The 13,355-nt window shown below is 73.9% G+C and carries 11 protein-coding genes; 6 read left to right on the forward strand and 5 right to left on the reverse strand.

Annotation, left to right across the window (positions count from 1 at the left end; genetic code table 11):
• Positions 1-133 precede the first annotated feature (133 nt).
• The 3 genes from KY5_RS21230 to KY5_RS21240 all read right to left on the reverse strand — a co-directional run bounded on the left by KY5_RS21230 (position 134) and on the right by KY5_RS21240 (position 4,733).
• Complete coding sequence (locus KY5_RS21230) at positions 134-607, reverse strand: hypothetical protein (protein WP_199843182.1); 474 nt, start codon at positions 605-607, stop codon at positions 134-136.
• Between the two features lie 336 nt (positions 608-943).
• The gene (locus KY5_RS21235; protein WP_098243742.1) at positions 944-1,309 is read right to left on the reverse strand and encodes a PH domain-containing protein; all 366 of its coding nucleotides are present in this window, start codon (positions 1,307-1,309) and stop codon (positions 944-946) included.
• Positions 1,310-1,418: 109 nt separating this feature from the next.
• Positions 1,419-4,733 carry a BTAD domain-containing putative transcriptional regulator gene (locus KY5_RS21240; protein ID WP_199843183.1) on the reverse strand — a complete coding sequence of 1,105 codons (3,315 nt, stop codon included), beginning with the start codon at positions 4,731-4,733 and terminating at the stop codon, positions 1,419-1,421.
• A gap of 139 nt (positions 4,734-4,872) precedes the next feature.
• Here KY5_RS21240 and KY5_RS21245 point away from each other — a divergent pair, with 139 nt between their 5' ends.
• From KY5_RS21245 to KY5_RS21255, 3 genes are all read left to right on the forward strand, one after another.
• A complete protein-coding gene (locus KY5_RS21245) occupies positions 4,873-5,370 on the forward strand; it encodes an SDR family NAD(P)-dependent oxidoreductase (protein ID WP_098243743.1) in 498 nt (165 codons plus the stop codon).
• Between the two features lie 5 nt (positions 5,371-5,375).
• On the forward strand, positions 5,376-6,620 hold the full coding sequence (locus KY5_RS21250; RefSeq protein ID WP_098243744.1) for an MFS transporter: 1,245 nt from the start codon (positions 5,376-5,378) through the stop codon (positions 6,618-6,620).
• Between the two features lie 91 nt (positions 6,621-6,711).
• Complete coding sequence (locus KY5_RS21255) at positions 6,712-6,936, forward strand: hypothetical protein (protein ID WP_098243745.1); 225 nt, start codon at positions 6,712-6,714, stop codon at positions 6,934-6,936.
• An 18-nt stretch (positions 6,937-6,954) separates the two neighbouring features.
• Here the strand turns inward: KY5_RS21255 and KY5_RS21260 are convergent, their stop codons facing one another.
• A complete protein-coding gene (locus KY5_RS21260; protein WP_098243746.1) occupies positions 6,955-7,716 on the reverse strand; it encodes an NAD(P)H-dependent oxidoreductase in 762 nt (253 codons plus the stop codon).
• Positions 7,717-7,813: 97 nt separating this feature from the next.
• On the opposite strand from KY5_RS21260, the gene KY5_RS21265 reads away from it, so the two are divergent.
• The 3 genes from KY5_RS21265 to KY5_RS21275 all read left to right on the forward strand — a co-directional run bounded on the left by KY5_RS21265 (position 7,814) and on the right by KY5_RS21275 (position 10,642).
• A complete protein-coding gene (locus KY5_RS21265; protein ID WP_098243747.1) occupies positions 7,814-8,698 on the forward strand; it encodes a helix-turn-helix domain-containing protein in 885 nt (294 codons plus the stop codon).
• A 109-nt stretch (positions 8,699-8,807) separates the two neighbouring features.
• Positions 8,808-10,076, forward strand: coding sequence for a hypothetical protein (locus KY5_RS21270; RefSeq protein ID WP_234362798.1), 1,269 nt, complete (start codon positions 8,808-8,810; stop codon positions 10,074-10,076).
• Positions 10,073-10,642: a hypothetical protein gene (locus KY5_RS21275; RefSeq protein ID WP_159072572.1), complete on the forward strand. Its 570-nt coding sequence runs from the start codon at positions 10,073-10,075 to the stop codon at positions 10,640-10,642. The genes KY5_RS21270 and KY5_RS21275 overlap by 4 nt, the downstream gene beginning before the upstream one ends.
• Here the strand turns inward: KY5_RS21275 and KY5_RS21280 are convergent.
• The gene (locus KY5_RS21280; RefSeq protein ID WP_234362799.1) at positions 10,593-13,166 is read right to left on the reverse strand and encodes a tetratricopeptide repeat protein; all 2,574 of its coding nucleotides are present in this window, start codon (positions 13,164-13,166) and stop codon (positions 10,593-10,595) included. The genes KY5_RS21275 and KY5_RS21280 overlap by 50 nt on opposite strands.
• Positions 13,167-13,355: the final 189 nt, after the last annotated feature.

Below are 13,355 nucleotides of genomic sequence, written 5' to 3' on the forward strand. Positions count from 1 at the left end.
CCGTGAACCGGCCGCGGCCCTTCGCCGCCGCACGGGTCCCAGCGTTGCCGCAGGGGGGTGCGGGGGACGTCGTTCTTTGGTCTATGCGGGGGCGACGGAGGTCGCAACGGCCTTCTGCGCGGCGCGACTTAGGTCAGTAGCGCAGGGCGGTGGTGACGTTCGCCTTCACGTCGCCCTTGTCGGCGCCGTCGAGCTTGTGCGTGCTGCGGGCCGTGCCGTCATCGGACTCGCCCGCGGGGACGTCGGCGAGCGTGACCACGACCGTGTCCAGAAGCTTGCCGTCCGGATTCTTGAAGGAGACCTGGACGGCGAAGGTCTTCGACGCGTCGGTGGTGTTCTCGGCGGTGACCCGTACGGTGCTGCGGCCGTCCCCGTCGGTGGAGGGCTCACCGAGCCGTACGTCGCCCCTGGCGTCGATGCCGCCCTTGATCTCGCCGATCTTCTCGCCCGCGCGGGCGGTGGCCGAGGCGACGGCGGAGGCGGCCTTGCTGGCGGCGTCGGAGGGGCTCTCCCCGTCGGAGCAGGCTGTCGCTCCCAGGGCGAGGGCGCCCGCGATCACTGCGGCGGTGATCCCGCGCGTCCTGCCCCTGCTCCCGTTCCCGGCCATGCCGCCTCCATTGCTCGCTCCACGTGGTCCCCATCCAGTGAAGTCCAGCGGGCCGGTGCGCGCACGCTGGGGCGGTGTTCTTCCGCGTTCTTCCGCGGGTGCGGGTGCGGGTGCGTCGTGGCTTGTCGCGCAGTTCCCCGCGCCCCTAAAGAGCCCGGGGCTCGTGCCGTCCTGAGGGTGCGAGTGCGTCGTGGCTTGTCGCGCAGTTCCCCGCGCCCCTAAAAACAGAGACCCGCACCGGTCCGTCCTGCGGGTGGGGGCCCCGTAAGGGGCGCGGGGAACTGCGCGATCAGCCACGGCGGGGCCGCAGACGAACACCGCCCCCCAGCGCAGCGCCTACCGCGCGACGAACTGCGTCAGGATCGCCTGCACCTCGTAGATGTCGACACCCTTGGTGAACGTCTTCTGCATCGGCGTCGGGTTGCTGGATATCCAGATCTTCAACTCGGCGTCGAGGTCGAAGTGCCCGGCCGTCTCCACCGCGAAGTGCGTGATGCTGCGGTAGGGGATCGAGTGGTACTCGACCTTCTTGCCGGTGATGCCCTGCTTGTCGATCATGATCAGGCGCCGGTCGGTGAACAGCATCGTGTCGCGTATGAGCGTGTACGCGGCGTGCACCTGCTCACCGTGGCCGAGCAGCCGTGCGTACTCGCTCTGCGCCTTCATCGGATCGACGGTGTGCGCGTTCCCGAAAAGTGCCATGTCAGGTCCCCCAGTAGATGAATTCCCACGCCCCGTGTCCCGGCTGAGTCACGGGATCTCCCCAGCGTAACCGGGGCACGCGCCCCGTAAGGGGCGCGACGCAGGAGCCCTACGGAGCCGACGCGGCCCGCGCGTCCTGCGCGCCCCGCGCGAACGCCTCCGTGAAGGCCGTCTCACCCAGGACGGCCCCCGCCGCCCCCGCGATCCGGTCGACGTCGACACGCTCGGCAGGCGGCAGCGGCGCGCACACGCTGCGACGGGCCGCATCGGCGGCGCCCAGCAGCCGCGCCGCACGCTCGGCCCCCGCCGGGCCCCCGGCCAGCGACGCCGCGCCCGCCAGGCCCTCCAGGGAGAGCGCGATGGCGCGCGGTTCGGCGAGGGCGTGGGCGATCTTCAGGGCGGTGCGGTGTTCCCTCTCGGCCAGGGCGCCGTCCGCCCGCAGCTCCGCGATGAAACCCAGTTCGGCGTGGAGCAGATGATCACCGGCCGGTGAGGACACGTCGGCGTGCCGGTCGCGGATGCGGAGCAGATGGGACTCGGCGGCGGTGAGGTCACCGGCGCGGCGGGCCCCCAGGGCGAGTCCCATCTCCGCGTGGATCTCCCCGTACCGATAACCCTGCTCCACCGCCAACACCCGCGCCCGCTCGTGCAGTTCGCGTGCCTCGTCCCACTCGCGGGTGAGCAGGGCGAGCCGCCCGAGCCCGGAGAGCCGCGCCGACACCTCGGCGGCGAGGCCCAGTTCACGGGCGATGCCCAGCCCCTCGTCCTGACGCCGCGCGGCCTCCTCGTAATCGCCCTTGATCTCGGCGAGCGCGGCGAGCGGCGCGACGGTCTGCAACTCGCCCCACCTGTCGCCGAGGTCACGGAAGATCTCCGCGCTGCGCAGCCCGTCGCGCCCGAGGGTGTCCAGGTCGCCGCGGATCAGCGCGTGCATGGCGCGCAGGGAGAGGGCGGCCGCCGTGCTCCACCGGTCGCTGACGGCCTCGGCGATTCGGAGGGCGCGGTCGTTGACGTCCTCGCTGACGGCGGGTTCCCCGGCGCTGAAGAGCCCGTAGGCGCAGAGCCAGAGGGTCCGGGCCCCGTCAGGGGTGCGGGGGACCTCGTGCGCGGCGGCCACGACAGGGCCCTCGCCCGGCCGTTCGCCGGTGAGCAGCGCGAACGCGTCCCGCAGGGCACGGAGTTCGGTGCGGTCAGGGTGCTGGTCCAGTACGGCGGTGAGCTCACGGAGGGCCTCCGAGAGGCGCCCCCGCAGCAGCCACCACCACGTGAGCGCGACTCCGAGCCGTACCCCTTCCTCGCCACCCCGGCCGGAGGCGAGCGCCGCGCGGAGATTGGCGGCCTCGGCGTCGAGGCGCCGGAGCCAGACCCGCTGTTCGCCGTCGCGGAGCCGGGGTTCGGCGCGCTCGGAGAGGTCCAGGTAGTAGCGGAGGTGCCGCTCCCGTACGCCGGCGAGGTCCTCCATCTCCCGCAGCCGGTCACGGGCGTACGCGGCGACGGACTCCAGGAGCCGGTAGCGCGGGGCGGCCCCCGAGCGGCCGGGGGCCATCACGACCAGGGAGCGGTCGACGAGCCGGGTCACCAGGTCGAGGACATCGTCGCGGGCCACGCCGTCCCCCGCGCACACCGCCTCCGCCGCGTCGAGCGTGCAGCCGTCGTGGTGCACGGCGAGACGGCGCAGGATGATCCGCTCCGGGGCGCTGAGCAGCTCCCAGCTCCAGTCGATCATCGCCCGGAGGGTCTGCTGACGGGCCGGGGCGCCGCGCTGCCCGGAGCTGAGCAGCCGGAACCGGTCGCCGAGGCGCTCGGCCAACTCCCTTACGCCCAGGGCGCGTACGCGGGTGGCGGCGAGTTCGAGGGCGAGGGGGATGCCGTCCAGCCTTCGGCAGATCTCCGCGACGGCGGCGGCATCGTCGGCGTCGTCGGCGGCGGGCATGAAGCCCGGGGCGGAGGCGGCGACGCGGGCGGTGAACAGGCTGACCGCGTCGGCGGGCCGCAGGGGCTCGACGAGGAACACGGACTCGCCGGTGAGGCCGAGGGGTTCCTGACTGGTGGCGAGGATCCGTACGCCGGGCGCGGCGCGGAGCAGGGAGCCGACGAGACGGGACGCCTCCTCGACGACCTGCTCACAGTTGTCGAGGACGAGCAACAGGCGCCGCTCGCGCAGGGCGTGGGCGAGGCGGGGTACGGAGCCGGTGGCGGGCCCGGGCGTCCCGGAGGGGACGTCGTCCCGCAGCCCGAGCACCCCGGCGACGACCTGCGCGAGCGCGTCGACCCCGCTCCCGCCGGGCACCCCGGCGAACTCCACGAGCCAGACCCCGTCCGCCACCTCCGCACCGCCCACCCGCCCTGCCGCCTCCCACCCCAACCGCGTCTTGCCGACGCCACCGGGTCCGGTCAACGTCACCAGGCGTGCGGTGGTGAGGAGTTGGGCCACTTCGTGGGTGGGCCGGTCGCGGCCGATGAGGGGGGTCAGGGCGGTGGGCAGGTTGGTGCGGGGCTGAGTGGGGGCCGGGATGGGAGCCGGGGTGGGAGCCGGGGTGGGCTCTGCGCCCCTGCCCGCCGTACCGGGGGTGGGCGGGGCGACGGACGCCACCGGGCCGACGGACGCCACCGGACCGACCAGTCCCGGATCCTGCCGCAATATCGCCTCATGGAGTGCCGTCAGCTCCGGGCCCGGGTCCAGGCCCAGCTCCTCGGCGAGTTGGCCGCGCAGGGACGCGTACGACGCCAGCGCCTCGCTCTGGCGGCCCGCCAGGTACAGGGCGCGGATCTGCACCGCTCGCAGGCGTTCGCGCAAGGGGTGCTGGGACACCAGGGACGCGAGTTCACCGGTGAGCAGCGTGTGGTCGCCCGCGGCGAGGCGTGCCTCCGCCTGTTCCTCCAGGACGGCGAGGCGCTGTTCCGCGAGGCGGTCCGCCGACGTGCGGACGAACTCCTCGTCGGCCAGGTCCGCGTACGCGGGGCCGCGCCACAGGTCGAGCGCCTCGGTGAGCAGGTCGGCACGGCGCCGAGGGTCCTCCTCGTCCCGCGCCCGCGCCACCAAGGCGCGGAAGCGGAACACGTCCACCTCGTCCCGGGACCCGGACCCGGCCCCGGGCGTGGGCCCGGACCCTGACTCCGCCCCTGCCTCCGTCCCCGTCCCCGCCCCCGCGTCGACCCGCAACCGGTAGCCCGGAGCCTGACGCACCACCCGGTCCCTGCCGATCGCCCTGCGCAGCTGGGACACCTTGGACTGGAGGGCGTTGGCCGGGTTGCCGGGCGGCGCGTCGCCCCAGAGGTCGTCGATGAGCCGGTCCGCCGAGACCGGCCGCCCCTCGTGCACCAGAAGATCGGCGAGCAGCGCCCTGACCTTCGCCTCGGGAACCCTCACCGGCTCCCCCTCGCCGTCCCACACCGTCAGTGGACCCAGCACCCCGAACCGCATGGCGATCACCGTACACACCGCGTCCGCGCCCCCGGACGGCCGACCGTCAGCCGACTGTCAGCGGACCGTCAGAGCTCCCGAAGCGCCCGCGAGCAGAGTCGTCCCCGTCAGCAGGAACCGACCGACAAAGGAGCCGCACATGCCCAAGTACGCAGGCAGGAAGGCCGTGGTCGTCGGCGGCGCGGACGGGCTCGGGCTCGCCATCGCCAAGCGGCTCGTCGAGGGCGGCGCCGAGGTCCTTGTGACCGGCGGCCCCGCGTCCGACCTCGCGGAGGCCGCCGCCGAGGTCGGTCCCGCCGCCCACGTCATCGGCTGCGAGACCGCCGACCCGGCCGCCGTCGCCGCCCTCGGCCCCGCCGTCGCCGGACGGCTCGGCGGCATCGACCACCTCTTCGTACACGCGGAGAACGGACTTCCCCCGGCCGCACCGCCCGGCCTGCTCCGGCTCCTTCGCGAGGGCGGCTCCGTGGTGCTCACCGCCTCCTCCGCCGATCCGGCGGTCAACTCCCTCGCCCCGCTGGTCCGTTGTCGCGGCTCGGCGGACGAGGCGGCCCGCACCGCGCTCCGCCTGGCGGCGGAGACCTCACGCACCCACCCCGACTCCCTCACGTCCCTCACGCGCACGGAAAGGATCTGACCCCGATGCGTACCGCAGCAGCCGATCCCGGCACCCCCGCCACCCCGAACTCCCCCGCCACCCCTAACTCCTCCACCACCCCGCCCCAGAAGCTCCCCCTCCTGGCCCTGCTCGCCCTGGCCACCGCCGTCTTCATCACCAGCCTGACCGAGACGCTTCCCGCGGGCCTGCTCCCCGCGATGAGCGCCGACCTCGGCGTCAGCGAGTCCGCGACCGGGCAGACCGTCACCGTCTACGCCATCGGCACCGCGCTCACCGCGATACCGCTGACCGCGGCCACCTCGGCCTGGCGGCGCAAGCGGCTGCTCCTGACGGCGATGGCGGGCTTCGCCGCGGCCAACACCGTCACCGCGCTCTCCGGGGACTACACCCTGACCATGGTCGCCCGCTTCGTCGCCGGTGTCGCCGCCGGACTCGCCTGGGCGCTGCTCGCCGGATACGCGCGCCGCATGGCCCCCGCCCACCTCCAGGGCAAGGCGATCGCCATCGCCATGGCGGGCATCCCCGTCGCGCTCTCCCTCGGCGTCCCCGCGGGAACGTTCCTCGGCAAGGTGCTCAGCTGGCAGGTCGCGTTCCTGGCCATGACGGGCCTCACCGTCGGCCTCCTCGCGTGGATCGCCGCACTCGTCCCGGACCACCCGGGCCAGCCGCGCGGCGAGGCGGCACCGATGCTGCGCACCCTGCGCGTGCCCGGTGTGACGCCCGTCCTCTTCGTCACGCTCGTCTTCGTCCTCGCGCACACCGTCCTCTACACGTACATCGCGACGTTCCTCGACGGCCTCGGCATGGGCGGCTCCACCGACCTCGTCCTGCTCGTCTTCGGCGCGGCCTCCCTGGCCAGCATCTGGATCGTCGGCACCCTGATCCACCGCAGGCTGCGCGCGCTCACCCTCGGCGCGGTGCTCCTGGTCGGCGCCGCGGCGGCCCTGCTCGCGGTCTTCTCCGGGAGCCCCGCACTCGTCTACGCCGCCGTGATCCTGTGGGGCCTCGGCTGGGGCGGCGCCCCCACCCTGCTCCAGACCGCGGCGGGCGACGCGGGCGACAAGGGCGGCGCGGCGGACGCGGCCCAGGCCATGCTGGTCACCCTGTGGAACGTGGCCATGGCGGGCGGCGGCGTCTTCGGCGGCGTACTCCTCGGCCTGGTCGGCTCCTCGTCCTTCCCCTGGACGATCCTGCTCCTCCTGGTCCCGGTGCTGCTCGTGGTCGTCGCGGCCCGCGGACACGGTTTCCCGGCCCGGAACCGGCTCTGAGAAAATCGCCTCTCTCACGTAGATGCCGGGACGGCGGGGTGCCGGCGTCCGGGTACCTAGAAGGATCTGGATACGGAGAAGGGGGAGGCCGATGATGATCGTGCTGCTCTACCTGGCGGCGCTGGTCGCGGCGGCCGGCCTGGGAGCGGTGATCTGGGCCGCGCGGGGCGGACCCCGCTGGGTCAGGGGAGCCGCGAAAGTGACGCTCGCGACGGCGGATCTGGTCACGGCGGCCTCCAAGAGGGGCCGCCGTGGCGGCGGTTACCGGTCCGGGGAGTCGAGCGGGGACGTCAGCGGCGACGGCGGGAGCGGCTGAACCGCGCGTACGCGGAGGTCACCCGGCAGGGCGGACGTGCAGACCGAGACCGCTCGTGCCGGGTTCCTCCACGCCGGGCAGGAGCCGCATGTCGTGGTCGTAGTCGCCGCCGACCAGCGTGCGGAACGGGACGGGCTCGTCCGTGAAGAGTCCGTCGAGGCGTGCCGCGTACGCCCGGCGGGCCTCCTCGAAGCGGTCATCGGGCAGGGCGTCCGCGCCGTACACCGCGAAGGGTTCGAGCGGCGCGATGCCGGTGAACCAGAACAGGCCGTGCTGGATCGGGTAGAGCACGTCCGTGAGCTCCCCGTGGATGCCCCGGTCCGAGAAGGACGTCTCGCGAGCCCCCAGCGTCACCGACACCAGCGCGCGCCGACCGGCGAACTGCTGCCCGCTGTAGGGCGGGGGCAGCGTGGGACCGTAGCCGAACCCGGCCGTGAACACCCGGTCGATCCAGCCCTTCAGGATCGCGGGCGCCGCGAACCACCACACCGGGAACTGCAGGATCACCGCGTCCGACCAGAGCACCTTCTCCTGCTCGGCGGCGACGTCGGGGGTGAGCCCGGCGGCGAGGGTGGCACGCTCGGAGGCGTCCATCACGTGCAGCCTGCCCCCGTCGGCGGGGAAGTCGTCGGCGTCGACCGTCGCCTTCCACTTCATCGCGTAGAGGTCGGACTCGCGCACTTCGTGACCGGCCGCGCGCAGGTGGCCGACGGCGAAGCGGGCGAGGGACGCGTTGAGCGAGCGCGGCTCGGGGTGGGCGCTGACGACGAGGATCTTCATGGCTCTACGTTCTCCCCGGCGCGAGGGGGCAGCCAGCCCCCTGTCCGACGGAGGAACCCCGTTCCTGGTACCGGCGGTCCCACCCATACTTGACCGTATGGACGGGGCGGAGCACACACAGAGCACGGGGCACACACAGAGCACGGGGCGCGCGCCGCGCGCGAACGACATCGGTGACTTCCTGCGCGCCCGGCGCGGCCGCGTCGCGCCGGAGAGCGTCGGGCTGCCGGGCGGCCCCCGCCGCAGGGTGCGCGGCCTGCGCCGCGAGGAACTGGCCCAGCTCGCCGGGATCAGCGTCGACTACTACGTACGCCTGGAGCAGGGCCGCGCCACCCAGCCGTCCCCCGAGGTGCTCGACGCCCTGGCCCGCGCCCTCGGCCTGGACACGGCGGAACGCCGCCACCTCGCGACCCTGACGGCGGCGGAGCACACGCCCGTGCCGACGGCCCGCGTCAGCCCGCTGCTGCGGCGGATCCTGGACGGCGTCGCCGAAGGTCTCCCCGCCTTCGCCACGGACCACCGCCTCGACGTGGTCGCCTGGAACAGCCTCGGCGCCGAACTCCTCGGCGGCCTCGCGGATCCGGCGCGCCGCGACCGCAACAACGCCCGTTTCCTCTTCCTCGACCCCGCGGCCAAGGACGTCCACCCCGACTGGCGGGACCGCGCGGCGGAATCGGTGGGACAGCTGCGCGTCGCCGCGGGCCGCTACCCCGGGGACACCCCGCTCCTGGACCTCATCGCCGAACTCACCGCGCTCAGCGCCGAGTTCCGCGAGATCTGGGACAGCGGCGAGGTGGTGATGTGCGCGGCGGGCCGCAAGCGCCTGTGGCACGCGGCGGCCGGGACGCTGACCCTGGACTTCGAAACCCTGCACGTACCGGCGGCGCCGGGCGAGACGGGGCTCGTGGTGCACGTGTTCGGGGCGGGGGAGGGGACGGAGGCGGCGCGGGGCCTTGCGAGGATCGCGGCGTCCGCACTCTGACAAGGAAGCTGCAAGGCACCTGCAAGGCGCTCGCAAGGAAAGTGCCGTTCGGGGCGGGCATCCCCCCTGCCGACTGCCGCACGCAGCCGACAGAGGATGGGGGAACGCTGTGTCTGTCATCACCACGAGAACAGCGCTGATCGAACAGGGCAGGTGGCTGACCGTACAGGACTGCAAGCGGGTCCTGGTGGTCGTCCACACCGTCACGTTCGCCCAGCGCCTGCGCGAGGTCTTCGGTCTCCTGGCGGCCGACCTCCGTATCCAGGTCGTCTTCACCACCGCGCCGCACGTCTTCGGGAACGGGGTCAAGGAGTACCTCCAGGAGCTCGGCATCGTCGCCATGCCCTGGGAGGACGCGCTGCGCACCGACTTCGACCTGGCGCTCGCCGCCGGATCCCGGGGCGTGCACGAACTGCGCACGCCCGTGGTGCGCGTCTCGCACGGCGCGGGCCACATCAAGCTGCTCACCGACACCAGCCTGCTGGCGCCCGGAGAGGCCAGGTCGCCCGGGATGCTGAGCCCTCAACACCTGCTGCACGAAGGCCGGGTGGGCCCCGCCGCCATCACCTACGCGCACGAACGCGACATCGCGGAACTGGCCCGCTCCTGCCCCGAGGCGCTGCCCGTGGCGCACGTGGTGGGCGATCCCTGCGTCGACCGGATCACGGCGGGCATGGCCCGGCGCGAGCAGTACCGAGGGGCGCTGGGCGTCGCGCCGGGGGAGCGCCTGGTGACCGTCGCCTCCACCTGGGGGCCGACCTCCACGTTCGGCAGGATCGACGCCCTGCTGCCGCACCTGCTGCACCAACTCCCCGGCGCCGCCGACCGGGTGGCGCTGCTCGTCCACCCGAACGTCTTCGCCGGGCACGGCGCGTGGCAGGTGCGCGGCTGGCTCGCGGGCTGCCGGGGCCACGGCATCGCGCTGGTCCCGCCGGAGGCCGACTGGCAGGCGGTCCTGATCGCCTCCGACGTGATCATCGGCGACCACGGCTCGCTGACGGCGTACGGCACCCTCACCGATGCCGCGCTGCTGCTCACGCCGGGACCGCGCAGGGAGATCTCGGCGTACTCCCCGGCCGCGCGCCTGGCGGCCACGGCTCCCGCGCTCCTGCCCGCGCACCCGCTGGCCGAGCAACTGGACTACGCCGTAAGCCAGTTCACCCCAGGCCAGTACGACGAGGTGGCCACGCTGCTGTCCTCGGCCCCGGGTGATTTCCACCGGCGGATGCGGTCGGTCCTCTACCGGCTCCTCGGCCTCGGCGAACCGGCGAGCCCGCCCGTCGTGCCGCCGCTGCCGCTGCCAGGGCCGCTGGAGCGGTGGGAGACGGGGGCGAGCGCGTGGGCGGACACGTGGGCGGACACGGGGGCGGTCCGGTGAACGGGTGCCACGGGCGGGCGCCGGACGCGGCGTGGGCCACGGTGCGGTTCGGGGCGCCGTCCGCCCGCGCGGGTGCGGCGGCCCTCCTCGCCTCGGTGAGCTGGTGTTCCGGGGCGGGGAACGGACTGTTGGTCGTACGCCTGTCCGCGCGGCCGCCCGGATGCGACGGTCACCCGCCGAGGGGCGCCCGCGAGGACGTCCACCTGTGGGCGGACCCGGACACCCGCGACGGTGCGCGCGTGGCGGCGTACGCCGATGTCCTGGTGACCCGGGAGCCGCTACGGCGCACGGCGGCGGGGCGCAGGGCGGCGGGGCTGCTCGCGCGCCACGCGGGCTGTCTGGTGGCGGTGGCCCCCGTCTCGTACGGCTCCGGTTCCGGCCCCGGCTGTGCCGTTGCCGTACGGGACGGCGGGTCGCCCGCCCTGCTGTCCGCGCCCGAGTCCCTGCCCCCGCACGCCGTGGCCTCGCTCGCGCACGCGTGGCTGGCCCGGGGAGGCTCGCCGGGCGCGCTCGGGCTCACAGGTGGCGCAGCCGTGCGTCGAGCCGTTCCGCGTCGCTCGGGTTGAGGCGACTGAAGAAGTCCCGCGCGGACGCGTAGTGGCGGCGGGCCTCGGCGGTGTCGCCCCGGGACTCCGCTGCCTGGCCGAGCCACTCCAGGCAGCGGCCCTCCCAGTGCTCCGAGCGTGCGCCGCCCGCGCGGAAGTCGGAGAGGGCCTCGGCGAGCAGCCGGGTGCCGCCCTCGTGATCGCCCTCCTCGGCCAGCACGTGGCCGAGGAGGGCGAGCGCGCGAGCGGCCTCGTATCCCTCGCCGAGAGCCGTCAACTCCGCGTGCGCGCGACGGAGATGGGCGGCGGCAGGCCCCAAGAGCCCTGCCGCTAGAGCGGTTTCGCCGAGACGCGTGCGGGTGAGCGCGGCGCCGCGCGCATAGCCGATGGACTCCCGCAGCCGCAGGGCGTGTTCGAAGTGCGCGCGGGCGTCGCCGAGACGCCGGGTGAGCAGACTGAGGTGCCCGAGCCCGTTGATGGCCTGCGCCTGCTGCCGTACGTCGCCGTCCGCCGTGGCGTTCTCCAGCGCCTGCCGGTACCAGTCGGCGGCCTCTTCGTACTGCCCGGCGTAGCGCAGCCCGATCGCACCGGAAGTCAACATGCGCCCCTCGCCCTGCCGGGAGCCGCTCCGACGCGCCGAGTCGAGGCCCATGCGGTGCGCCTCGATCCACAGGGCGGTGGGCCTGAGCCGCAGGAAGAGCGGCCAGGCGAGGTCCACGAGCCGCCAGCAGGAGGTGTACATCCCGGCGCGGAAACAGTGGCGCACGGCGCCCATCAGCCCGTCGCGGTGGGCACCGAGCCAGGCGAGCGCCTCATCGGACCCGCCGAGCGGGGTCGGCATGACGCCCGTGACGTCCGCGTCGTGCCCCGGCAGCGGGTGACTGGGCGTGAGGATGCGCTCGGCCGCGGCGGCGGTGACCAGACACCACTCGACGTACCGCCGCACGGTGTCCGCACGCTGCGCGGAACTCTCCTCCGCCTCCCCGACGCGCCGGGCGTGCGGACGCACGAGGTCGTGGAATCGATAGGTACCGGGCCCGGTCTCTTCGAGGAGGTGCGCCTCGATGAGGGCGCTGATGGGGAGGTCCACTGAGGTGGGGGCGGCCCCGCCCGCCGTATCGGCGTCGTCGTGCGGCTCACCCGCGTCGGGTGTGGGCCTTTCCGGCGCCGCATCCGCGCCGGTCCCGGCCCCGCCCCCGCCCCCGCCCGGCGCGTGGGCGATCGCCGTCAGCAAGTACCTGTCGTAACGGTCCGTCGGCAGCAGCCCCATCCGGCGGTAGAGCGTCGCCGCTTCCGGGGGCAGCAGGTCGTACGACATGTCGAGCGCCGTCCGCATCACGGCCTCCCCGTCGACGCGCAGGATGTCCAGGGAGCCCTGCCCCTGGGCCAGGCTCTCCGCGAGGTCCGACACGGAGTGGTGCGGGCGGGCGGCGAGTTGGGCGGAGGCCAGGCAGACCGCGAGCGGCAACCGGCCGCACAGCGTGACCACTTCGCGCGCGGCGACCGGGTCCCGCGCGACGCGCCCGCCGCCCCCGCCGAGCGCCAGGAGCTCCACCGCCGAATCGGCGGGCAGCGCGTCGAGCCGGTGCACGGACGCCCCGTCGACCCGCAGCCCCGTGAGGTCGCTCCTGCTGGTCACCACGGTGAGCCCGGTCGGCGTGCCGAGCCGCAGCGGACGTACCTGCGCGGCCGTGAACGCGTTGTCCAGGAGCACGGCGAGGCGCAGGCCCGACGTCAGCGTGCGCCACAGGGAGACGCGTCCCGCGACGCTCGAAGGGACCGACTGCGCCCCGAGCGAGAACAGGAAGCCCTCCAGGACGGTGGCGGGAGTGAGCGGACCGCTCCCCTCCGCACCCGAACCCGCACCCGAACCCGAACCCGAGTCTGCCCCCGAGGAACCGCCGAGGTCGGCGTAGAGGTGCCCGTCCGGGTAGCTGCTCGCGTTCCGGTGCAGCCAGCGCGACACGAGGCTGGTCTTCCCGACCCCGGCGAACCCGCTGACCACCAGAAGCGGAGCCGCGTGCGCGGGCCGCCGTTCGCGCATGCGGTCCAGGACGCGGATGTCGCTCTCGCGGTCCACGAACTGCTCTCGAAAGGGCGGGAGTTGACGGGGGACGGGTAACCGCTGAGGGCCGGGTGGCGCGGACTGCTGGTGGATGTGGACCCCGCCGTGGATGAGGTGGGCCTGCACGGTCGGGCCGTGGAGCACGGCGGATCCACCGATGACGTTGGAGGAGGCGGCGGCAGGCGCGTCGCGTCGCAGCCAGTCCGAGAGGGCATCACCGATCTGGCGGTCACGGTCGCCCAACTCGACGAGTAACGCAGCGAGTTCCGGTAACCCCGGCAGAGCCGATGCCGCCTCCCCCTCCGGCGACGGAGGCGGCGGCCACAACCGCCCCACCGCCGCTTCCACCGCCGCGTCCACCCCCGCCGCCTCCCGCACGATGCGGTCCAATGCGCGCCAGGCGGGCGACTCCCGGTCGGAATGGCCCGCGACCATGGCCGACAACAGCGCTTCCGCCCTGCCGGATTGTGGGACTGGCACGAATGTGGCCCCCTTCTCGACTATCCGGTCATGTCGGCAGCATATGCACGAGGAATGCCGCTTCTTCAGTGCGCTGGGGACTCACTCCCCACTCCCTCGGGGAAATGAACAGAATCATTGCGGCAGCGTTCACTTTCAGACTTAAGCGATACGCATATGGTCTGAACGACAGGTCCATGTCACTCTCGG

It is taken from the genome of Streptomyces formicae (assembly GCF_002556545.1).
GTDB classification, from domain to species: domain Bacteria; phylum Actinomycetota; class Actinomycetes; order Streptomycetales; family Streptomycetaceae; genus Streptomyces; species Streptomyces formicae_A.